The sequence below is a fragment of the Arthrobacter sp. YA7-1 genome (assembly GCF_025960325.1).
Classification (GTDB): domain Bacteria; phylum Actinomycetota; class Actinomycetes; order Actinomycetales; family Micrococcaceae; genus Arthrobacter; species Arthrobacter bambusae_A.
Genome location: NZ_CP110114.1, coordinates 3,976,487 through 3,997,367 on the forward strand (window position 1 = coordinate 3,976,487; position 20,881 = coordinate 3,997,367).

Annotated in this window: 18 protein-coding genes and 3 rRNA genes; 5 read left to right on the forward strand and 16 right to left on the reverse strand. The window is 62.1% G+C overall.

Annotated features, from left to right (window positions below; all coding sequences use genetic code 11):
* Nucleotides 1–13: 13 nt before the first annotated feature.
* From OIT41_RS18580 to rpmB, 7 genes are all read right to left on the reverse strand, one after another.
* The gene (locus OIT41_RS18580; protein WP_184739845.1) at nt 14–298 is read right to left on the reverse strand and encodes an HU family DNA-binding protein; all 285 of its coding nucleotides are present in this window, start codon (nt 296–298) and stop codon (nt 14–16) included.
* 634 nt (nt 299–932) lie between these two features.
* Nucleotides 933–1,049: ribosomal RNA gene (gene rrf / locus OIT41_RS18585) — 5S ribosomal RNA — on the reverse strand.
* Nucleotides 1,050–1,218: 169 nt separating this feature from the next.
* A 23S ribosomal RNA gene (locus OIT41_RS18590) occupies nt 1,219–4,357 on the reverse strand.
* A 583-nt stretch (nt 4,358–4,940) separates the two neighbouring features.
* Nucleotides 4,941–6,462, reverse strand: a 16S ribosomal RNA gene (locus OIT41_RS18595).
* Together the 16S, 23S and 5S rRNA genes form the textbook arrangement of a ribosomal RNA operon.
* A 630-nt stretch (nt 6,463–7,092) precedes the next feature.
* Nucleotides 7,093–7,398: a 30S ribosomal protein S14 gene (gene rpsN, locus OIT41_RS18600; protein ID WP_028267656.1), complete on the reverse strand. Its 306-nt coding sequence runs from the start codon at nt 7,396–7,398 to the stop codon at nt 7,093–7,095.
* A gap of 2 nt (nt 7,399–7,400) precedes the next feature.
* Nucleotides 7,401–7,568 (reverse strand): 50S ribosomal protein L33, encoded by a 168-nt coding sequence (gene rpmG / locus OIT41_RS18605; protein WP_003798558.1) that lies wholly within the window; start codon nt 7,566–7,568, stop codon nt 7,401–7,403.
* Nucleotides 7,568–7,804, reverse strand: a complete 237-nt coding sequence (gene rpmB / locus OIT41_RS18610) for a 50S ribosomal protein L28 (protein WP_078107326.1) — start codon at nt 7,802–7,804, stop codon at nt 7,568–7,570. Before rpmB ends, rpmG begins: the two co-directional genes overlap by 1 nt.
* A gap of 427 nt (nt 7,805–8,231) precedes the next feature.
* Here rpmB and OIT41_RS18615 point away from each other — a divergent pair, with 427 nt between their 5' ends.
* Genes OIT41_RS18615 through OIT41_RS18625 form a run of 3 tightly spaced genes read left to right on the forward strand, consistent with a single transcriptional unit; the run spans nt 8,232 to nt 11,078 of the window.
* A complete protein-coding gene (locus OIT41_RS18615; RefSeq protein WP_264637063.1) occupies nt 8,232–9,704 on the forward strand; it encodes a ferredoxin reductase family protein in 1,473 nt (490 codons plus the stop codon).
* Nucleotides 9,701–10,246 carry an FMN-binding protein gene (locus OIT41_RS18620; RefSeq protein ID WP_264637064.1) on the forward strand — a complete coding sequence of 182 codons (546 nt, stop codon included), beginning with the start codon at nt 9,701–9,703 and terminating at the stop codon, nt 10,244–10,246. The genes OIT41_RS18615 and OIT41_RS18620 overlap by 4 nt, the downstream gene beginning before the upstream one ends.
* Nucleotides 10,230–11,078 carry an FAD:protein FMN transferase gene (locus OIT41_RS18625; protein WP_319801835.1) on the forward strand — a complete coding sequence of 283 codons (849 nt, stop codon included), beginning with the start codon at nt 10,230–10,232 and terminating at the stop codon, nt 11,076–11,078. Before OIT41_RS18620 ends, OIT41_RS18625 begins: the two co-directional genes overlap by 17 nt.
* Here the strand turns inward: OIT41_RS18625 and OIT41_RS18630 are convergent.
* Together OIT41_RS18630 and OIT41_RS18635 are read right to left on the reverse strand one after the other, a co-directional pair.
* Nucleotides 11,065–11,826: an SGNH/GDSL hydrolase family protein gene (locus tag OIT41_RS18630; protein ID WP_241710341.1), complete on the reverse strand. Its 762-nt coding sequence runs from the start codon at nt 11,824–11,826 to the stop codon at nt 11,065–11,067. The two genes, OIT41_RS18625 and OIT41_RS18630, sit on opposite strands and share 14 nt — an antisense overlap.
* Nucleotides 11,827–11,900: 74 nt before the next feature.
* On the reverse strand, nt 11,901–12,380 hold the full coding sequence (locus OIT41_RS18635) for a MarR family winged helix-turn-helix transcriptional regulator (protein ID WP_264637065.1): 480 nt from the start codon (nt 12,378–12,380) through the stop codon (nt 11,901–11,903).
* A gap of 111 nt (nt 12,381–12,491) precedes the next feature.
* Between OIT41_RS18635 and OIT41_RS18640 the strand changes: the two genes are divergently transcribed.
* Together OIT41_RS18640 and OIT41_RS18645 are read left to right on the forward strand one after the other, a co-directional pair.
* The gene (locus OIT41_RS18640) at nt 12,492–13,124 is read left to right on the forward strand and encodes an NADPH-dependent F420 reductase (protein ID WP_264637066.1); all 633 of its coding nucleotides are present in this window, start codon (nt 12,492–12,494) and stop codon (nt 13,122–13,124) included.
* 56 nt (nt 13,125–13,180) lie between these two features.
* Nucleotides 13,181–13,465, forward strand: a complete 285-nt coding sequence (locus tag OIT41_RS18645) for a YciI family protein (RefSeq protein WP_241710339.1) — start codon at nt 13,181–13,183, stop codon at nt 13,463–13,465.
* Nucleotides 13,466–13,510: 45 nt separating this feature from the next.
* On the opposite strand, the gene OIT41_RS18650 is transcribed toward OIT41_RS18645, so the two are convergent.
* From OIT41_RS18650 to OIT41_RS18680, 7 genes are all read right to left on the reverse strand, one after another.
* Complete coding sequence (locus OIT41_RS18650; protein ID WP_241710338.1) at nt 13,511–14,323, reverse strand: SGNH/GDSL hydrolase family protein; 813 nt, start codon at nt 14,321–14,323, stop codon at nt 13,511–13,513.
* Nucleotides 14,324–14,325: 2 nt separating this feature from the next.
* Complete coding sequence (locus OIT41_RS18655) at nt 14,326–15,216, reverse strand: SGNH/GDSL hydrolase family protein (RefSeq protein WP_241710337.1); 891 nt, start codon at nt 15,214–15,216, stop codon at nt 14,326–14,328.
* A gap of 191 nt (nt 15,217–15,407) precedes the next feature.
* A complete protein-coding gene (locus tag OIT41_RS18660; RefSeq protein WP_241710336.1) occupies nt 15,408–16,523 on the reverse strand; it encodes a siderophore-interacting protein in 1,116 nt (371 codons plus the stop codon).
* Nucleotides 16,520–17,359, reverse strand: coding sequence for an ABC transporter ATP-binding protein (locus tag OIT41_RS18665; RefSeq protein ID WP_241710335.1), 840 nt, complete (start codon nt 17,357–17,359; stop codon nt 16,520–16,522). Before OIT41_RS18665 ends, OIT41_RS18660 begins: the two co-directional genes overlap by 4 nt.
* Before the next feature lies 1 nt (nt 17,360).
* Entirely contained in the window at nt 17,361–18,398 is a 1,038-nt protein-coding gene (locus tag OIT41_RS18670) for a FecCD family ABC transporter permease (protein WP_264637067.1), read from the reverse strand.
* Nucleotides 18,395–19,492 carry a FecCD family ABC transporter permease gene (locus OIT41_RS18675; RefSeq protein ID WP_241710334.1) on the reverse strand — a complete coding sequence of 366 codons (1,098 nt, stop codon included), beginning with the start codon at nt 19,490–19,492 and terminating at the stop codon, nt 18,395–18,397. The genes OIT41_RS18670 and OIT41_RS18675 overlap by 4 nt, the downstream gene beginning before the upstream one ends.
* A 14-nt stretch (nt 19,493–19,506) precedes the next feature.
* Nucleotides 19,507–20,577, reverse strand: coding sequence for an ABC transporter substrate-binding protein (locus OIT41_RS18680; protein WP_264637068.1), 1,071 nt, complete (start codon nt 20,575–20,577; stop codon nt 19,507–19,509).
* Between the last annotated feature and the right edge of the window lie 304 nt (nt 20,578–20,881).

The following is a 20,881-nucleotide window of genomic DNA, read 5'->3' on the forward strand; positions in this document are numbered from 1 at the left end:
TCGCCGAAGTGTCTTACTTCTTGGCGACAGCTGCCTTCAGCTTGGAGCCGGCGGTCAGCTTGACGCTGTGGCCAGCGGCGATCTGGATGGTCTCGCCGGTCTGCGGGTTGCGGCCCGTGCGGGCAGCGCGGTCGGTGCGCTCAATGGCGAGCCAACCCGGGATGGTGATCTTCTCGCCAGCGGCGACAGAAGTCTCGAAAACTTCGAACAGGGCATCGAGCACGGAGTTGACGGCGGCCTGGCTGGTGCCAGCCTTGCCAGCTACCTCGGAAACCAGTTCGCTACGGTTCTTAGCCATTTGTGTCCTCCTGGACTTTACGATTTTGGAGCTCACACACGGCATGCGCGCGAGCCACTGTTCGAAAACTTACCAGCTTGGGAGGACACGGCCAGCAAATTCCGCGTGTTTCCGCGCTTTTTTGACCAAATTCACCCTATTTCGGGCGCATTTGGGGGTCAATTCCGCCGCGGGCGAACTCCCCGGCCCCCGACGCGCGCTCACATATAGCGGTCCCGGGCCGGACGCGCGCTCACTTCTGACGGGTCCGGGCCGGATGTCCGCTCACTTCTGCTGAGGGCAGCTCGGGGATGGGGGTCCGGTCCGGCTCAATGGTGATCCGGTGTTGCCACAACCGTTGATATGTGAGCCGGCGTTTGGGGAAACGGGCGTATATGTGAGCCGGGGTTTGTGGAAACCGGGTGATAGGTGGGCGGGGGTTTGATCCGCCGGACCCTCGCTCACGTTTCGGGGGTTTCTGACGGGACGCCGGCTCACGTATGCCGGGTCCGGGCCGGACGCCGGCTCGGTTATGCGTGCTCTATCGGGATCCCTCGCTCACGTCAGGTGGGGTGGGGGGTCCGGGGGTCGGAGGCCCGCGTTTAAGTGGGTCAGGCCCCGACAGTGTGTGTCGGGGCCTGGCCTGTGAATGGTTGTCCGGCGGTGTCCTACTCTCCCACACCCTCCCGGGTGCAGTACCATCGGCGCTGTGGGTCTTAGCTTCCGGGTTCGGAATGGGACCGGGCGTTTCCCCCACGCTATGACCGCCGTAACCCTGTTACCCGGTCCCCGCACGGGGTGCGGGGCGGGAAGATTGTGGTTACAACAGGTGTTCCCTTTTTTTCGGGGGAACGGTGGTGTTGTTATTCAGTTGTGGTTTGTTCCTGAACGGGTTGTTGTTCGGGAACCACATAGTGGACGCAAGCAGTGATCGTGTTTGTGTGGTGTAAGTTGTCGGCCTATTAGTACCGGTCAGCTTCAACAGTCTTTAGTCCTGTCTTCCACATCCGGCCTATCAACCCAGTGGTCTGGCTGGGGGCCTCTCACACACGAGGTGTATGGAAATCTCATCTTGAAGCGAGCTTCCCGCTTAGATGCTTTCAGCGGTTATCCCATCCGAACGTAGCTAATCAGCGGTGCACTTGGCAGTACAACTGACACACCAGAGGTTCGTCCGTCCCGGTCCTCTCGTACTAAGGACAGCCCTTCTCAAATTTCCTGCGCGCGCAGCGGATAGGGACCGAACTGTCTCACGACGTTCTAAACCCAGCTCGCGTACCGCTTTAATGGGCGAACAGCCCAACCCTTGGGACCTACTCCAGCCCCAGGATGCGACGAGCCGACATCGAGGTGCCAAACCATGCCGTCGATATGGACTCTTGGGCAAGATCAGCCTGTTATCCCCGAGGTACCTTTTATCCGTTGAGCGACGGCCATTCCACAATGTACCGCCGGATCACTAGTCCCGACTTTCGTCCCTGCTTGAGATGTCTCTCTCACAGTCAAGCTCCCTTGTGCACTTACACTCGACACCTGATTGCCAACCAGGCTGAGGGAACCTTTGGGCGCCTCCGTTACTTTTTAGGAGGCAACCGCCCCAGTTAAACTACCCATCAGGCACTGTCCCTGACCCGGATCACGGGCCGAAGTTAGATGTCCAAAGTGACCAGAGTGGTATTTCAACGATGACTCCACCCGAACTGGCGTCCGGGCTTCAACGTCTCCCACCTATCCTACACAAGCCACTCCGAACACCAATACCAAACTATAGTAAAGGTCTCGGGGTCTTTCCGTCCTGCTGCGCGTAACGAGCATCTTTACTCGTACTGCAATTTCGCCGAGTTTATGGTTGAGACAGCGGGGAAGTCGTTACTCCATTCGTGCAGGTCGGAACTTACCCGACAAGGAATTTCGCTACCTTAGGATGGTTATAGTTACCACCGCCGTTTACTGGGGCTTAAATTCTCAGCTTCGCCTTGCGGCTAACCGGTCCTCTTAACCTTCCAGCACCGGGCAGGAGTCAGTCCGTATACATCGTCTTGCGACTTCGCACGGACCTGTGTTTTTAGTAAACAGTCGCTTCCCCCTGGTCTCTGCGGCCCCGATCCCCTCCCACCAGCAAGTGGTGTTCAAGGTTGGGGCCCCCCTTCTCCCGAAGTTACGGGGGCATTTTGCCGAGTTCCTTAACCATAATTCTCTCGATCGCCTTGGTATTCTCTACCTGATCACCTGTGTCGGTTTGGGGTACGGGCGGCTAAGACCTCGCGCCGATGCTTTTCTAGGCAGCATAGGATCACCGGATCCCCCCATGACGGGGGTCCCATCAGATCTCAGGAACGTCATCAAAGACACAGCGACGGATTTGCCTATCGCTGACCCTACATCCTTAGACCGGGGCAACCATCGCCCGGCCCGGCTACCTTCCTGCGTCACACCTGTTAATACGCTTACCTCCCGGGATCAGGTCCCGCGCTCGGCCAAAACCCGCACACCACAAGGGTGATTGGGCAGGCTCCGGGCGGTTAGTATCCCCCGCTTGGCATGGGCGGTCCTTCGCCGGTACGGGAATATCAACCCGTTGTCCATCGACTACGCCTGTCGGCCTCGCCTTAGGTCCCGACTTACCCAGGGCAGATTAGCTTGACCCTGGAACCCTTGATCATTCGGCGGACGGGTTTCTCACCCGTCTTTCGCTACTCATGCCTGCATTCTCACTCGTGTAGGCTCCACCGCTGGTTTACACCGCGACTTCACCGCCCACACGACGCTCCCCTACCACTCCAGACGACTGAACCACGAAGGCTTGTCTACTATCTGAAATCCACAACTTCGGCGGTGTACTTGAGCCCCGCTACATTGTCGGCGCGGAATCACTTGACCAGTGAGCTATTACGCACTCTTTCAAGGATGGCTGCTTCTAAGCCAACCTCCTGGTTGTCTTCGCAACTCCACATCCTTTCCCACTTAGCACACGCTTAGGGGCCTTAGTTGGTGGTCTGGGCTGTTTCCCTCTCGACTATGAAGCTTATCCCCCACAGTCTCACTGCTGCGCTCTCACTTACCGGCATTCGGAGTTTGGCTGACGTCAGTAACCTTGTAGGGCCCATCGGCCATCCAGTAGCTCTACCTCCGGCAAGAAACACGCAACGCTGCACCTAAATGCATTTCGGGGAGAACCAGCTATCACGGAGTTTGATTGGCCTTTCACCCCTACCCACAGCTCATCCCCTCCATTTTCAACTGAAGTGGGTTCGGTCCTCCACGACGTCTTACCGTCGCTTCAACCTGGCCATGGGTAGATCACTCCGCTTCGGGTCTAGATCACGCCACTACACTCGCCCTGTTCAGACTCGCTTTCGCTACGGCTACCCCACACGGGTTAACCTCGCGACGTAACACTAACTCGCAGGCTCATTCTTCAAAAGGCACGCCGTCACCAGAATCAGACTGGCTCCGACGGATTGTAAGCACACGGTTTCAGGTACTGTTTCACTCCCCTCCCGGGGTACTTTTCACCTTTCCCTCACGGTACTGGTCCGCTATCGGTCATTAGGAAGTATTTAGGCTTATCAGGTGGTCCTGACAGATTCACACGGGATTTCTCGGGCCCCGTGCTACTTGGGATCCTCTCCAGGCGGCACACAACATTACGGTTACGGGGCTAACACCCTCTCCGGCCGGCCTTTCAAGACCGTTCACCTATGTCCATGCTCTCACCCCACCGGTCCGGCAGAACCAGTACGGAAAGTCCCACAACCCCGCCCATGCAACGCCCGCCGGCTATCACACATGGAACGGTTTAGCCTCATCCGCGTTCGCTCGCCACTACTAACGGAATCACTCTTGTTTTCTCTTCCTGCGGGTACTGAGATGTTTCACTTCCCCGCGTTCCCCCCACGCACCCTATGTGTTCAGATGCGGGTCACCAGATAACCTCACAGCCTCTGGCGGGGTTTCCCCATTCGGACATCCTGGGATCACCGTTCGGTTATCAACTCCCCCAGGCTTATCGCAGATTCCTACGTCCTTCTTCGGCTCCTAATGCCAAGGCATCCACCGTGTGCCCTTAAAAACTTGACCACACAAGATCAAAAAACTTCTCGAGAGAACCACGGAAACCGCCACATGCAAAAGCACGAACGGATCCAGGTTCAAAAAAAGAAATTGCTGTAAGACACACACACACCACCACCCCCCAAAAGAAGCAATGACCATGCGCGTGCCTAGATGCTCGCGTCCACTATGTAGTTCTCAAACAACAACCCCGTACCACACCCCCGCACACCAACCACCCCCCGCCACAAAAGACGAAGAACAACCGGACACGCACAGGACATGCAACCAGGAAACCAGAAACACACAAACCCGGCACAAGGAAACCACGCAACCCGAACAGGCCACGCACCCCCCACAACCGGCCCTGTTGCCTCAGGACCCAACAGTGTGCCAAACACGAAAACCAGCCCATCCCCGCCCGCACCGTTCCAGAACACCCAAAGAGCATCCGTACTAAACACAGGAAAAAACAAACCGGCCGCTATCTGCTGATATTCCACCCATGAGCACCCACCGCAGAACAGACGCCTGCGCAATGGGCTTTGCTTCCACACACCCCCGGACCATCCATGCAGACAGACCCAGAGGCGAAAATGGTGCTCCTTAGAAAGGAGGTGATCCAGCCGCACCTTCCGGTACGGCTACCTTGTTACGACTTAGTCCCAATCGCCGGTCCCACCTTCGACGGCTCCCCCCACAAGGGTTAGGCCACCGGCTTCGGGTGTTACCAACTTTCGTGACTTGACGGGCGGTGTGTACAAGGCCCGGGAACGTATTCACCGCAGCGTTGCTGATCTGCGATTACTAGCGACTCCGACTTCATGGGGTCGAGTTGCAGACCCCAATCCGAACTGAGACCGGCTTTTTGGGATTAGCTCCACCTCACAGTATCGCAACCCTTTGTACCGGCCATTGTAGCATGCGTGAAGCCCAAGACATAAGGGGCATGATGATTTGACGTCGTCCCCACCTTCCTCCGAGTTGACCCCGGCAGTCTCCTATGAGTCCCCGGCCGAACCGCTGGCAACATAGAACGAGGGTTGCGCTCGTTGCGGGACTTAACCCAACATCTCACGACACGAGCTGACGACAACCATGCACCACCTGTAAACCGACCGCAAGCGGGGCACCTGTTTCCAGGCGTTACCGGTTCATGTCAAGCCTTGGTAAGGTTCTTCGCGTTGCATCGAATTAATCCGCATGCTCCGCCGCTTGTGCGGGCCCCCGTCAATTCCTTTGAGTTTTAGCCTTGCGGCCGTACTCCCCAGGCGGGGCACTTAATGCGTTAGCTACGGCGCGGAAAACGTGGAATGTCCCCCACACCTAGTGCCCAACGTTTACGGCATGGACTACCAGGGTATCTAATCCTGTTCGCTCCCCATGCTTTCGCTCCTCAGCGTCAGTTAATGCCCAGAGACCTGCCTTCGCCATCGGTGTTCCTCCTGATATCTGCGCATTTCACCGCTACACCAGGAATTCCAGTCTCCCCTACATCACTCTAGTCTGCCCGTACCCACTGCAGAACCGGAGTTGAGCCCCGGTCTTTCACAGCAGACGCGACAAACCGCCTACGAGCTCTTTACGCCCAATAATTCCGGATAACGCTTGCGCCCTACGTATTACCGCGGCTGCTGGCACGTAGTTAGCCGGCGCTTCTTCTGCAGGTACCGTCACTTTCGCTTCTTCCCTACTGAAAGAGGTTTACAACCCGAAGGCCGTCATCCCTCACGCGGCGTCGCTGCATCAGGCTTGCGCCCATTGTGCAATATTCCCCACTGCTGCCTCCCGTAGGAGTCTGGGCCGTGTCTCAGTCCCAGTGTGGCCGGTCACCCTCTCAGGCCGGCTACCCGTCGTCGCCTTGGTAGGCCATTACCCCACCAACAAGCTGATAGGCCGCGAGTCCATCCAAAACCGCAAAAGCTTTCCACCACCACCGCATGCGCGGAATGGTCATATCCGGTATTAGACCCAGTTTCCCAGGCTTATCCCAGAGTCAAGGGCAGGTTACTCACGTGTTACTCACCCGTTCGCCACTAATCCCCCCAGCAAGCTGGAGATCATCGTTCGACTTGCATGTGTTAAGCACGCCGCCAGCGTTCATCCTGAGCCAGGATCAAACTCTCCGTTGAAGTAAAACAAAAACAGACACAACCACAACCACCGGAAATAACGGCAGAACGGCTGCACAAAATTTGAAACCAGCTGAAAACCAGACCCCACCCACAGGGGCGGACAAGGCCCGGCAAAATCAACCAATCCATAAAAACAAATCGGTATCAACAAACTTGGCACACTATTGAGTTCTCAAACAACAGACACACCCGGCACCACCCACACCCACAAGGGTCCAAGATCGCTCCGGAGCAACTTCCCAAACTTACCCGAACTGCCAGCATCAAGCAAATCGGCGTTTCCGCGATTCACTGCTCAACAAGGGTCCCCACCCATCCACAGCACGCTAATCAGCACGCCATTTCCAGGCCGTTTATCAGAGGGGGTCGGTCGCTATCTTTCCGCATCAGCGGCGGCGACTCGATCTACTCTACACATCCCCAAGACCCCACGCAAATCACGCCTCAGGCGAGCAAGAACCGCGGTAATCCGGGACAAAACGGCGGTTTCCGCGCAAAAAGAAGCCGCCGGCGTCGTAATTCAACACTGTGTCCTGCACCACTTAATCGCGAAGCCACAAGACCGCCGCCTTAAACGCAAGAAGGGCCGGCAACCAAACGGTTGCCGGCCCTTCTAGTGCTTCTGGATTACCAGGAAGACTTGGTGATGCCCGGCAGCTCACCGCGGTGAGCCATGTCGCGGAAGCGAACACGGGAGATACCGAACTTCTGGAAGGTACCGCGCGGGCGGCCGTCGATGATGTCGCGGTTACGCAGACGGATCGGGGAGGCGTTGCGGGGCAGCTTCTGCAGGCCGAGGCGAGCCTCTTCGCGTGCTTCGTCAGTCGCGTTGGCGTCAACCAGGGTCTTCTTCAGTTCGAGACGCTTGGCAGCGTAACGCTCAACGATGACCTTGCGCTGCTCGTTGCGAGCAATCTTGGACTTCTTAGCCATGTTTAGCGCTCCTCTCGGAATTCGACGTGCTGGCGGATCTTGGGGTCGTACTTCTTCAGGACCAGACGGTCCGGGTCGTTACGACGGTTCTTGCGGGTTACGTAGGTGTAACCGGTTCCCGCAGTGGACTTCAGCTTGATGATCGGACGTACGTCCTTGTCTTTTGCCACTAGAGCTTCACCCCACGAGCCAGAACTTCGGCGACGACTGCGTCGATGCCGCGAACGTCGATGGTCTTGATGCCCTTGGCCGACAGGGTCAGCGTGACATTACGGCGCAGGGACGGAACCCAGTAGCGCTTCTTCTGGATGTTGGGGTCGAACCGACGCTTGTTGCGGCGGTGCGAGTGCGAAATGCTGTGTCCAAAGCCCGGCTCGGCTCCGGTCACCTGGCAGTTTGCTGCCATGACGACTCTCCTAAAAAATAAAATGAAACGGCCAGCAGAGTTCCTGCTTCCCGTGCAATAGGCGACGTCCGCAGCCAGTCCACACCGTTTTCGGTAGTTCCCGCAGCTCGGATCGCTCGACTGAAACCAGCCAATGATCACCGCTGCGGCGAAGGTAGTGGGTCCGGACAACAGGCCGGAATACTGGGCGAATACTGGAATGCACGCAACTTGAGCCCCTAACTACCGGCCCGCGGATCTCCTGTTGTTGCCAACAGTCACCGCCAACCGGAGCAATTGCACACGCTCCGCGCCACCTAGCGCCTAATAAGTCTAGGGGCTGGGAGAAATTAAGACCAATCGGGTGTATAAGAACCAGGCCACAAGTCATAAGCGGGGGCTAGCCCCTTCACAGGAGAACGAAAGGTTGAGCATTCAATCTTGAGGCATGAACTCACAACTCCTCGCTTCCCCGGGCCAACGCGTGGATACACCGCCAGGCCGTCGTCCTCAAACGTCACCGCGTCGCAATCCCGCTAAGGGACGGTTCGCGGCGCAACATCGCCGGCGCATGCGCCGGGCGGACATGCTCACGGTCGCGCTTTGGGCATCCCTTGCGGTGGCGCTGGCGTTGTGGCTCGCCGACGGCGGAGTGTCGACCGTCGGCAACCTCACCCAGGCGGTCACCGCCGTCGGGATCGTGGCCGGACTCGCCGGCATGGACCTGGTCATTCTGATGCTTCTGCTCGCGGCACGCCTCCCTTTCGTGGACGGCGCAGTCGGGCATGACAGAGCACTGGAATTCCACCGAAAGCTAGGCAAGCCGGCGCTGTACTTGCTGTTGGCACATGGACTTCTCCTTGCCACCGGCTACGGCATGGCCGAGGGCCTGAATCCCGTCAGCGAGGCCGTTTCCCTGTGGGTCTTGGTACCCGATATGTGGCTCGCGTTCGTCTCCATGGCGTTGTTCATTGCCGTGGTGGTCACTTCGCTGGTGGCTGTGCGGCGCCGTTTTCCCTACGAATTCTGGTATTTCGTTCATCTGCTCACCTACCTTGCGGTAGCGACGGCAATCCCGCACCAATTCAGCGTGGGCGGCCTGTTCGCCGAACGCACTTGGCAGCGCTGGTACTGGCTCCTGCTTTGCACAGGAACGGGCGCGGCGCTGGTTTGGTACCGCATTGCCCAACCGGTAATAGCCACCTACCGGCACCAACTGACGGTGCGCCGCGTAGTGCGGGTGTCCCCCGACGTCGTGAGCATCGAAATGACCGGGCTGCGATTGAACGAATTGTCGGGTAGCGGTGGCCGGTTCTTCGTATGGCGCTTCCTCGCTCCCGGCATGTGGTGGCAGGCGCATCCGTTCAGCTTGTCGGCGGAACCGCAAACCGGAAAGTCATCGCGGCAGCCGATGTTGCGGATCACTGTTCGGAACCTGGGGACCGGTTCGGCCCGCCTCGGCTCCCTCAAGCCGGGGACGAAAGTAGCGATCGAAGGACCATACGGGGTTTTCAGCACGGCAGCCCGAAGCAGGGACCGCGTCGTGATGATCGGTGCGGGAATCGGGATTACGCCCCTCCGGGCGCTCTTGGAATCAACTCCCTTCGCGCCAGGCCAGGCGACAGTACTGCTGCGCGGCAGTAGCGCGGAGGAACTGTTCCTCGGAGACGAGATCATGGAACTGTGCCGGAAGCGTGGCGCGACCCTGTTCCACCTGACGGGTCCGCGGTCAGGCCATCCCCACAGCGCCTGGCTGCCTGCCTCTGCCGGCTCTTCGAGCCTGCGGGACTTTGTGCCGGACATAGCGGACGCTGATGTTTACGTTTGCGGCCCGACGGCATGGGCCGGCGAGGTACTAGCCGAAGCAAAAAGCTCCGGCGTGCGGGAGGAACAACTCCACTACGAAAGGTTTGACTGGTGAGACTCAGGGCAGGAATTTCAGCAGCGCTGGCATCGGCGGCAATCCTCGTGGTCGGCTGGCAGGCTGGCACACAGGTGACGGCATCCAGCGCCTCCACCGTCACGACGTCCGCGGCGGGAACCACCGGTGGGACCGCTTCAGGTACGGGCTCGACGGCGAATGGAACCACCGGGAGCAGCACGCCCGGGTCCTCGGGAACCGGGGCCAGCACCAGTTCCACTACGGGCTCCAGTTCCACTTCCACCCTGGGAGCCTCGGCCAAAGCGGGCGGCACCTACGCAGGCACCGCGGTGGAGACCCGTTTCGGAACAGTCCAGGTCCAGGTAACCATCAAGGCCGGCGTGATCACCGATGTCACAGCCCTGCATCTGACCGACCAGGAGCAACGATCCGTCCAGATCAGCGCCAGGGCAGCACCCCTGCTCCGCTCCGAAGTCCTGAGCGCCCAGTCCGCGAACGTGCAGACCATCGGCGGGGCCACTTATACCAGCGAGGCATATTTGACATCCCTCCAGGCGGCCCTCGATGCAGCCCACTTCTAAGCCAAGCGAGCCCGGACAGGGCAGCGCGGAACCCCGCCTTCGTTCCCGCACGTTCACCAGCATGGGCACCGTGGTGAGCCTGGCCATCCCCGGCGCTCCAGGGACGGCTCCCCAAGCTTCGGTGGAAGAGCTCGAGGCGGCCACCGCCGTCGTCGAGCAGTTGTTCAAAGGGCTGGATCGGACATTTAGTCTCTACCGCCCCGACTCGGAGGCGAGCGCGTTGGCGCGGGGGGAGCTGGCCCTGAGGGACACCTCCCCGGACATGCGACGTCTGTACGTCGAGGCGAGCGAATGGCGCACCCTCACCGATGGCGCGTTCACGGCGGAACGGCCCGACGGCGTCGTGGACTTGTCCGGGATCGTCAAGGCACACGCCATACGGGAAGCTGCAACGTCGCTGCTCGCGCTCGGCTTGAAGGATTGGTGCCTCAACGCGGGCGGGGACGTCCTGGTGGACGGTTCGCCGACGCCGGGCAGTGCGCGGCCGTGGCTGGCGGGGATTATCGACCCGGAGAACCGGTCGACGCTCCTGACCGCGTTTCCGCTCGGCAACGCCGGCAAGCACGCGCTGGCGACCTCGGGAACGAGCGAACGCGGTCACCACATTTGGTCCGCGGGCCTCCAAGCGGCGCCGAACGAGGGGTTCCGCCAGGTTTCCGTGGCAGCCGCAGACATCATCACGGCCGACGTCCTTGCCACCGCCATCATGGCGGGCGGCGCCGCAACCCTGGCGCTGGCCACCTCACACTGGGACGTGGACGTGCTCGCGGTGAAGAACGACGGCGGGTTGCTCGCCACCCCGGGTTTCCGGAACCTCGCTACGGCCGGGTGAGCTGCGGGTACTTCGGGCTCAGGCCATCACCTGACGACTTGCCCGTAACGCGGCGGACGACCCACGGGGCGGCATGTTCACGGGCCCAACGCGCGTTGGCCCGCAACGCTTCCACCCGCGCGAGCTGGGGTTGCGGGACCGGCGGCGGAACCTCGAGGGAACCTTCGTGCTCCAGGACGGCCAGCACCCGGTTGGCCATGTTGATGTGACCGGCAGTGGACATGTGCATCCGGTCCTGCGCCCACATGTGCCAGTCGTGATACTCGCTGAAGCGCCAATAGTCCACCACCAGCGCCCCGTGGTTTTCCGCGATTTCCCGCAGCAGTTCGTTGTAAATCGCGGTGCGTCCGCGCATGGTGCCGAAAACCTTGGAACTGCGGGCATCGAAGCCGGTGAAGAGAAGCAACGTAGCGCCGGTGGCACTGAGCTTCCCGATGCCGGCCTCGTAGTCCTCCATCAGCCTGTCGATATCGACTTTGGGGCGGAAGATGTCGTTCGCTCCCGCATACAGGGTCACCAGCGTCGGTTGAAGCGCGACGGCGGCATCCACCTGCTCTGTCATGACTTGCCGGAGCTTCTTGCCCCGGATGGCCAGGTTGGCGTAGCCGAAATCGTCGTTGCTTTGGGCCAATTGGTGGGCGACGAGGTCCGCCCATCCCCTGACTCCGTTGGGGCGCGAGGGGTCGGCGTCGCCAAGTCCTTCGGTGAACGAGTCACCCAATGCCACATACCGGGCAGAAAAATCCATGGCGCCAGTCTTTCATCAGTGCGGGGCGGCCGTCACGCTCAGCAGCCGCGGTCGCTGGTCCCGCCAGCCGCGGCTTAGCGTTCGCGCAGGATCCAGTGATCGTCGTCCAACCTGGCCACGATTTTCTCTGCGATCCGCGCGAGGTCCTCAACGTCGTCGTCGGTCATGGCGTCCAACATCAAGGCGCGGACCGCGTCCACATGACCCGGGGCGAGGGACACGATGGTGTCCATCCCGGACTCGGTCAGGTGCGCCACGGTGACACGGGCGTCGCCCGGATGGGCCTCGCGTTCCACCCAACCGCGTCTTTGGAGCTTGGTCACGACGTGCGACAACCTCGACAGGGAAGCGCTGGTGCGGGCGGCAAGCTCACTCATCGGCAGGAAACGCCCATCCGCTTCGGACAGCATCGCAAGCACGTTGTAGTCGAACAGCGACAATTTGCCGGCCGCTTGCAGTTGTGTATCCAAAGCTGCGGGCAGAAGGGTGTTGATGCTCAGGAGGGCCAGCCAGGCACGGCGTTCGTCGGCATTGAGCCAGCGCGGTTCGGTCATGGATTCATCTTAGAAGGAAATAAATACTTGACACTTCAACTCAAGCTCATTATTGTTTTAGTTGAAGCTTCAAGTAAATGAATCCGCAGGACTCACGCGAAGGAAAAGATAATGACTGACATCACCATCATCGGCACGGGCAACATGGCGTCCGGCATCGCGGCCCGCGCTGCCACAGCAGGCAAGAGCGTCCAGATCCTCAGCCGCAACGCCGGCTCCGCTGCCGCGCTTGCGGCGACGGTCAACGGAACCTCCGGCATCACGGGATCTCCGGTGGAAGGCAGCATCGTGGTGCTGGCTACGCCGTTCGGGGCCTCCAAAGAAGTCCTTTCTTCCTACGGCTCAGCGCTCAACGGCAAGACGATCGTGGACATCTCCAACCCCGTGAACTTCGAGACCTTCGATTCCCTCACCGTTCCCGCCGGAACTTCGGCCGCCGAAGAACTGCAGGCCTTGGTGCCCGGCGCCTCGGTCGTCAAGGCATTCAACACCGTCTTCGCCGCCACGCTCGCGGAGGGCGAAGTGGGCGGCCAGACCCTCGACGTACTCGTGGCGGGCGACGACGCCGAGGCGACGGGCGCCGTCGTCGACTTCGTCAAAGGCGCCGGGTTGCGTCCGGTGAACGTCGGACCGCTGCGCCGCTCGCGTGAGCTCGAAGCCTTCCAGCTGCTCGTCATGACCCTGCAGATCAGCGAAGCCCACCCCGACTACAACTGGAACTCCGCGGTCAAGCTCCTGCCGTAGTTCATTTTCGGAGGGCGGCCCCTTGTGGCCGTCCTCCGCGTTGTAGGCTGGGCGGCATGTTCGTCGTCTCTCTGACCTACAAAGTTCCCGACGAGATCGTCGATTTCCACCGCCCGGCACACATGGATTGGGTCAAAGAAGCGTTCGACGCCGGCACGTTCCTCGCGTCCGGCCGTCGCGTTCCAGCCATCGGGGGCGTGCTGCTGTCCAACGTCGATCGCACAACGCTGGACGCTTCGCTGGCGACGGATCCGTTCTACGTCAACGGGGTAGCGGACTTCGAAATCATCGAATTCACGGTGACCTCCGCATCCGCAGGGTTCGAAAACCTGCTGGACTAGATGCCCGTCCGCAGCCAAAGTTGTCAGGCGTGACGCTTGACCATTTCAAAGCCTGACTGATTGACGGGACGTCCCCAGTCGCTCCGGCAAGACAACGGGCATCAGGGCCGGCCAGCGGGCGCTCAGATGATCCCCGCTCGAAACTCCCCTGAAGCGACGCGAAAGCCAGGGTGCGACATCGCGCCTGAGCCACGCGGCGTCGTCGGCCATGATCCCGGCGCGGCTCCGCGGTTGCAGCGGCCCGAGTACCGGTGACTCGAGCGAGTGCGTGGCGCCCAGGACTTCCAGGACTTTCTTGGCCATGTAGCGGTGTCCTATACCGGACATATGCAGCCTGTCCGGAGCCCACATACGGCGGTCCTGATAGTTTTCGAAGCACCAATGGTCCACCAGAAGCGTTCCGTAGGCTGCCGAAATGCGCCGGATGTGCTTGTTGAAAACGGCCGTGCGCAGCTTAAGCGGCTCCAGAACGGGCGAGAGCGGCACGTTGTATTCGGTGAACAGCACGACCCGGGCACCACTTTGCGCGATCCTGGCAACGGCGGCCTCGAAACCACGGACCAGTAGGCGCATGTCCAGCCGTGCACCGAGGAGATCGTTGCCGCCGGCATGGAAGCTGACCAAAGTGGGAGCCATCGCGAGCGCCGGCTCAAGTTGTTCAACCACGATCGGCGTGAGCCGCCGGCCGCGGAGGGCAAGGTTGGCGTACTGTGCCTGCGGCTGGTGCCTGGCCAGTTCCTCTGCCACGCGATCGGCCCAGCCCCGGCAATCGTTGGGAAGGCGAAGGTCTACGTCGCCGACGCCTTCGGTGAAGGAATCTCCGACGGCGACGAATCGAAGCGGCGTATGCGTAGCCATGGTCATGTCCCCCCGTTGTGGGCTCTTCCTGTTGCCTGGCTTCCAGAGTCGGTGGCCGCCGCTGCGGCTTGGCGCTCCGCGACCTTCCGCAGCCCGGCCTTCCTCGGCACCTTCACGGGCTCCGGCCAGCGCGGGCCAAGGCTGTCCCCAAGCGTGACGCCGCGAAGCTTCCGGCCGAACAAGGGCAGGACCCAATCGTTCACCCAGCGACGTTGTCGGCGTTCCCAATCGCGCAGCTTGAGGCGCTGTGGTGGCTCCCAGTCCTTGGGAGAGAACTTGTGCGGGACGCCGAGGTGATCCAGGACCTGCGACGCCATGTATTTGTGTCCGGCTTTCGACATGTGGAGACGGTCCGAGGCCCACATCCGGCGGTCGTGGTAGGCGTCAAGGCACCAATAATCCACCAGCACGGCCCCGTACTTGGCGGCCAGTTCGCGGACGCGTTCGTTGTAGAGGGCGTTCCGCTTCTTGAACGGTTCCAGCACGGCCGAGACCTTGACGTCGTACCCCGTGAACAGGACCAACGTTGCTCCCGTGGCTGCAAGGCGCGCCACGAGCCTTTCGTACTCGGCCATGAGGATGTCCATGTCGGTGCCGAAATCCAGGATGTCGTTGCCGCCCGCGTAAAGCGTGATGAGCGTGGGTTCCATGGCCAAGGCGCGGTCCAGTTGCTCGTCGACAATATGGCGGAGGCGCTTGCTCCGCACGGCAAGATTCGCATACTCCCAGCCAGGTTCGGCCTTGGCCAGCTTCTCGGCAACGCGGTCGGCCCAGCCCCGGACGCCGTTCGGCAGGCCCTCGTTCCGGTCCCCCACGCCTTCGGTGAAGGAATCGCCCAAGGCAACAAACCGCCGTCGTCCGTTCTGGTCAGCATCAAGCACGTTCCCAGCCACCCCGCCAGCGTAGCCCCGCCTGGTTGCCCGCCGGCAAAGCCCAGGTTAATTCGACGCCCGCTCACCTATGGGGCATTTTGACCGAACGCCCGCTCACCTATGGCGTGTTTCGGGCAAACGCCCGCTCACATGAGGTGAGCGGGCGTTCCGGCTTTTGGCCGTATACGTGAGCGGGCGTCGCCAGGGGCGGGCTAGAGTTCGGCTTTCCCCTTGCGCCAGTAGCCCATGAATGCCACCTGTTTCCGGTCGATCCCCACATCCCGGACGAGATACCGGCGGAGCTCCTTGATGACCCCTGCCTCGCCTGCGATCCAGGCATAGAACGGCGAGGCGCCGGCGGGAAGGCCCGGGTTGCGGCTCGCTTCGATCGCGGCCGTGTCCATGCGCAGCGGGGTCTCCCACAAGATGTCCTGGTCCACATTGACGTCTTCGGGCTCGGGCCCTGCGGCGCCATCGAGCGGGACGATGCCCACCCAACCGGGGACGGGTACGGCTCCGCGGACGGCGCTCTTCAGCAACTCGCCATGGGGGCGTGCACGGCCGAGCGCCGCGCCGCGCGCGAGCCATGTGATTTCGATGTCGGCGTCGGTGTCGAGGTCTTGGAAATCCCCTGCCTCTGGTACTTCGAGGAAGGCATGCCCTGTGATTCCCGCGGGCAAGGATTCCAGGATCGCGCTGATGGCAGGGACCGCCGTTTCGTCGCCGCCAAGGAGGACCCGCTGTGCCAAGCCGGGACGCCATTCAATGCCGGAGTAAGTTTCCGCCGTGATGCAGTGGGCTGCCCGATTGTTGGGGCCGATGATCGTGATCGCATCCCCCGGTTTCGCGGCGAGCGCCCAATTAGCCGCGGGCCCGCCCGTCGGGTGAGTCGAACCGCCGTCGACGTCGGACCCCGCCACGCCGCCGCGCGGCCAGCCGCGGGTGCCGCCGCAGTCATGGAAGTGCATCACGAAGTCGACGTCGATCTCCGGGTAGACGGCGTCAATCCTCTCGTTCCGCACAGTGTAGGTGCGCATCGAACCGCGCACGGTGGGGTCCATCGCCAACCATTCCCGGTACCAACCGGCGTCGCCCGTATTGAAGGCAGGCAGGGGCAGGGGGCGGCCGACGCCGTCGAGCGAGGGAATCATGAGCTTGATGCGCAGGTCCAGGGTGTCCCCCGAAACCCCGAAACGGCGCAGGCAATATCCCCCGAAGGTGATGCGGCGGAAATTGGGTCCCAGGTCCTCGACGGCGGTGACGGTGACGTCGAACGCGAGGGTCATCGGCTCCGTGATGGCGTTTCGCACTGCGGCGTCTGCGTTCATGAGGCGAACTCCAATTCGATGGGTGTTGAGGGCGTTGCGGTGTGGTGCCGGCCGATCGGGAGAATGAGAGGAGTGCCGGAAATTGGGTCTGGAACCACCCGGGACTCCAAGCCGAAAACGTCGCGGACCAAGTCTTCAGTGACCACATCCAGCGCCCGCCCCTCGGCGACGATCGCCCCGGCCTTCATCGCGATAACGTGGTCCGCGTATCGCGCTGCCAAGTTGAGGTCGTGCAGAACGATTGCCACGGTGGTTCCGCGGCTGCGGTTGAGGTCGGTCACCAGATCCAGCACCTCCACTTGGTGTGCCAGGTCAAGGTAGGTGGTGGGTTCGTCGAGGAGCAGGACATCCGTCTCCTGGGCAAGGGCCATCGCGATCCACACCCTCTGGCGTTGCCCGCCGGACAGTTCGTCGACGTTCCGTTCAGCAAGCTCAAGCGTTGAAGTGGTCTCGAGTGCGCGTTGGACGGCGAGATCATGCACCGACCGGTCGCCAGTCCTCCAGCTGCGGAAGAACCCTTGGTGCGGATAGCGTCCGCGGCCCACCAGTTCGCGGACGGTGATGCCATCCGGGGCCAGAGGGTGCTGCGGAAGAAGGCCGAGCGTGCGGGCGAGTTCGCGGGCCGGGCGGGAGTGGATGTCCTTGCCATCCAGAGTGACGACGCCGGCGCTCGGCTTCAGGAGCCTGGACAGCCCCCGGAGCAGCGTCGATTTTCCGCAGGCGTTGGCACCGACGATCATGGTCACTTTGCCTTCGGGAATCTGCGTCGAGAGTCCTTCGATCACCCGTCGCTGCTCGTATTGGAGCGTCAAGCCGCGTGCGCTCAGTCGTGCCATGTCAGGCTTCCTTTCGGTTGGACGTGACCAGGAGCCACAACAGGAATGGAGCGCCGAGGGCGCCGGTAATCACGCCGACCGGCAGGACCGTGCCGCTCAGAATCAGGGGCGCCACGTTGTACGCGACGTAGTCGGCGGCGAGGACAATGACGGCGCCCGTGAACGCGGACGCCGGAAGGCTGGGGCGCCCGACAATCCGCCGGGCGATCGGTCCGGCAAGGAACGCGACGAAGGCAACCGGCCCGGCTGCCGCCGTCGCCACTGCTGCGAGCGCGACGGCGGTGATCACCAGTCCGAAACGCACGGCCTGCACCCGGATCCCCAGTCCGGCCGCGGCGTCGTCCCCGAGTTCGAGCATGCGCAACGGACCAGCGAGGAAGGCCAGCGCGGGACCAAGCACCGCGAGCGAGGCGAAGAGGACACCCACGCGCTCCCAATCGGCTGAATTCAAGGAACCGTTGAGCCAAATGAGGGCCTCGGAAGCAGTCCGGATGTCCGCCCGGGTCATGAGGAAGTTCACCACCGCCCCCAACGCGGCGGCGATCCCGACGCCGGCGAGGATAAGCCGGTTGCCTGCCGCGTTCCCGCCCCGGCCGCCCGATCCGCCACCTGAACCCCCGCCGCCTCGCGACATGGCATAGATGACGAGCGCGACGCCGATTGCACCAGCCAGCGCCGCACCGGACACGGCGGCACCGGACGCGCCGAACACGACAATGGCCAGGACAGCCGCGGCACTCGCACCGTAAGTGATGCCGATGACGTCGGGGCTTGCGAGCGGGTTGCGGAGCATGGTCTGGAACAGCCCGCCCGAAAGGCCGAATGCCACGCCGATCAGGATTCCCAGCACGGCCCGGGGCAGTTTGTTTTCCATGACGATGAAGCTTGCGCCCGGGATCTTCTCGCTGCCGGTCAAATGGGCCGCCAGGATCCTGAAGAAATCGGGGACGGTTACCGTGTAGCTGCCAAGGAGTACGGTCACCGCGAAGAGGACAACGACGCCGGTGCCCAGGAGTGCGGTCCTGTTGCGGGGGCTCACAGCGACACTCCCTTGCCTCGGCGGACGAGCCAGACGAAGACGGGAGCACCGACGATGGCCGTCATGATGCCCGCGGGAACTTCGCCGGGCAGGAGCACCACCCGGCCGATCACGTCCGAAACCAGAAGGAGGGCCGGGGCGAGAACCATCGAGAACGGCAGGATCCAGCGGTAGTCCGGGCCCGTGAAGAAGCGCATTGCGTGCGGAACCACGAGTCCGACGAATCCGATGGGACCGGCCATCGCCGTGGCTGATCCGCAGAGCAGAACGATGCCGAGCGCGGCCACGCCCCTGGCCAGGGCCACGTTCTGGCCGAGGCCCCGCGCAACATCGTCACCAAGGGCAAGACTGTTGAGTGTCCGGCCACTGCCCAGCACGATCACGGCCCCAAGCAGCAGGAACGGCAACCCGGTCAACACGATGGACCAGTCGGTGCCGGCAATTCCACCGACCTGCCAGAAACGGAAGCGGTCCAGCGTGTCCTGGCTCGAAACCAGGATCACGTTCGTCAACGAGTAAAGCCCCGCGCTCAGCGCCGCCCCCGCCAAAGCGAGCTTCACCGGCGTCGCACCGTCACGACCCAGGGACGCAATCAGATAGACGACGACGGCGGCCGCGGCGGCGCCGACGAAAGCGAACCAGATGTAGCCGCTCGCCCCCGAAATACCGAAGAGGTAGATCCCGGCGACCACGGCCAGTGCCGCCCCGGCATTGACGCCCATGATTCCCGGGTCAGCCAGGGGGTTGCGGGAAACTCCCTGCATCGCGGCGCCGGCAAGGCCAAGGGCAGCCCCTGCCAGCAAACCGAGCACAGTGCGTGGAATGCGGGTGTGGACCACGGCATGGTTGCCGTCCGCGGGGTTGAACTGGGTGAGTGCTTGCCACACGGTTTCAAGGGACATGCCCCGCGCGCCGGTCGCGAGCGAGGCCGCACACACAAGTCCAAGCACGACGACGGCGGCCACCAGCCAGGCGGCTTTCGCGCGAACTGGCTGGTCGTGCCCTTTGGAGTCGCTGTGAGGGGCAGGAGCTGCCAACTCGCGCGCGGGGCCGTCCGCGGAAGGCGGGCCCGCCGTCGTCGTACTCTGTGTCATGTCGGGTGATCCGCTTACTTGGCTGCCGCGTCGGCGCCTTTGGCCAGCTGCGGCAGGAACATGTCCAGTGCCCACGGCAGGCTCAGGGGCGAGGATGCGGAGATTGCCAGAGTGAGGGTGTTGTCGGAGCCGGCAACCAAGGCGCCTTTCTTGATCGCCGGAATCTGGCCGAGCAGGGGGTCCTGCTTGATCTGGTCCGTGGTCTTGGAATCCGGCACCCAGGTCACGAAAACGTCCGAGGAAAGCTCGTTGGCCTTTTCCGCGGACCACGGAACGAAGAACTCCTCGGAACCCTTGCTGGCGTTCTCCACCACGGGGGCGAGCTTCATGCCGATTTCGGACAGGAAACGCGGACGGTTGTCGTTGGCTGTGTAGACGTTGACGCCGTCGCCCTTCGCAGGCTCAAGGTTGCCGTAGATGAAGGATTTGCCGGCGAGCTGCGGGAACGCGGAGACCTTGGCCTTGATGGTGGCCTCGGTGTCCGAGACGAGCTTGGCGGCCTCCGGGCTCTTACCCAAGGCCTTGCCGATGATCGTGGTGGCTTCCTGCCACGGCGTGCCGTACGCGAGTTCGGGCTGCGCCACGACGGGGGCAATTTCCGAGAGCTTCTTGTACTCGGCTTCGGTCAAGCCCGAGTAGGCGGCAAGGATGACGTCCGGGGCCAGCTTGGCGACCTCAGTGAAGTTGATGCCGTCTGCCTCGGAGAACTGGACCGGGGCCTTCGCGGTGCCGAAGCCGGCGCCCAACTTCTCCAGCGCTGCGTCCTTCCAGGGAGTGGAGCCCTTGTCATTGTTCCCCCAGGCGACCTTGGGCACCCCGACCGGTACGACGCCGAGAGCCAAGGCGACATCGTCATTGACCCACGAGACGGTCACCACGCGCTGCGGTTGCGACTTGATGGTGGTGTCGCCGAAGACGTTCTTGATGGTGACCGGGAACTGGCCGCTTGAGGCCGGCATGGTGGCTGAACCGGCGGTGGTTGAGCCCGTTGAGCAAGCGGTGAGGGACAGTGCGACGGCGGCAAAGGCTGCCGTCGCTGAACCTTCGGTCTTCAGCAGGGCACGGCGTGAGGGGCGGGAAGCCACGGGACTCCTTAGGTAAGTAAGTAAGGCTAGCCTACCCTTTCGATAATTACGAAACGTTTGAATCACGTAATTACTTTTGTACTGCCCAGGCCTCCCAACGCCCGCTCACCTATAGCCCCCCGGGGGTTGTTGGACACCAAGGACGACCTTTGCAAAGATGACAGAGCCGGTTGATTCAATGAACTGCGCCGGGGCCGTAAACGCGGTAAAGATCGAGAGGATGAGCATGCGCACTGCACACGTTGGCGCTGCCATGGTTTGCGAGGTGGCCGTGTCGGCCTACTTGGCGTCTCCCCCTGCGTCG

Excerpts from the sequence above, each read along its gene's own strand:
- OIT41_RS18580 (WP_184739845.1), bottom strand. The coding sequence starts at position 298 with ATGGCTAAGAACCGTAGCGAACTGGTTTCCGAGGTAGCTGGCAAGGCT.
- rpsN (WP_028267656.1), bottom strand. The coding sequence starts at position 7,398 with ATGGCTAAGAAGTCCAAGATTGCTCGCAACGAGCAGCGCAAGGTCATC.
- rpmB (WP_078107326.1), bottom strand. The coding sequence starts at position 7,804 with ATGGCAGCAAACTGCCAGGTGACCGGAGCCGAGCCGGGCTTTGGACAC.
- OIT41_RS18615 (WP_264637063.1), top strand. The coding sequence starts at position 8,232 with ATGAACTCACAACTCCTCGCTTCCCCGGGCCAACGCGTGGATACACCG.
- OIT41_RS18625 (WP_319801835.1), top strand. The coding sequence starts at position 10,230 with ATGCAGCCCACTTCTAAGCCAAGCGAGCCCGGACAGGGCAGCGCGGAA.
- OIT41_RS18630 (WP_241710341.1), bottom strand. The coding sequence starts at position 11,826 with ATGGATTTTTCTGCCCGGTATGTGGCATTGGGTGACTCGTTCACCGAA.
- OIT41_RS18635 (WP_264637065.1), bottom strand. The coding sequence starts at position 12,380 with ATGACCGAACCGCGCTGGCTCAATGCCGACGAACGCCGTGCCTGGCTG.
- OIT41_RS18640 (WP_264637066.1), top strand. The coding sequence starts at position 12,492 with ATGACTGACATCACCATCATCGGCACGGGCAACATGGCGTCCGGCATC.
- OIT41_RS18645 (WP_241710339.1), top strand. The coding sequence starts at position 13,181 with ATGTTCGTCGTCTCTCTGACCTACAAAGTTCCCGACGAGATCGTCGAT.
- OIT41_RS18650 (WP_241710338.1), bottom strand. The coding sequence starts at position 14,323 with ATGGCTACGCATACGCCGCTTCGATTCGTCGCCGTCGGAGATTCCTTC.
- OIT41_RS18660 (WP_241710336.1), bottom strand. The coding sequence starts at position 16,523 with ATGAACGCAGACGCCGCAGTGCGAAACGCCATCACGGAGCCGATGACC.
- OIT41_RS18665 (WP_241710335.1), bottom strand. The coding sequence starts at position 17,359 with ATGGCACGACTGAGCGCACGCGGCTTGACGCTCCAATACGAGCAGCGA.
- OIT41_RS18675 (WP_241710334.1), bottom strand. The coding sequence starts at position 19,492 with ATGACACAGAGTACGACGACGGCGGGCCCGCCTTCCGCGGACGGCCCC.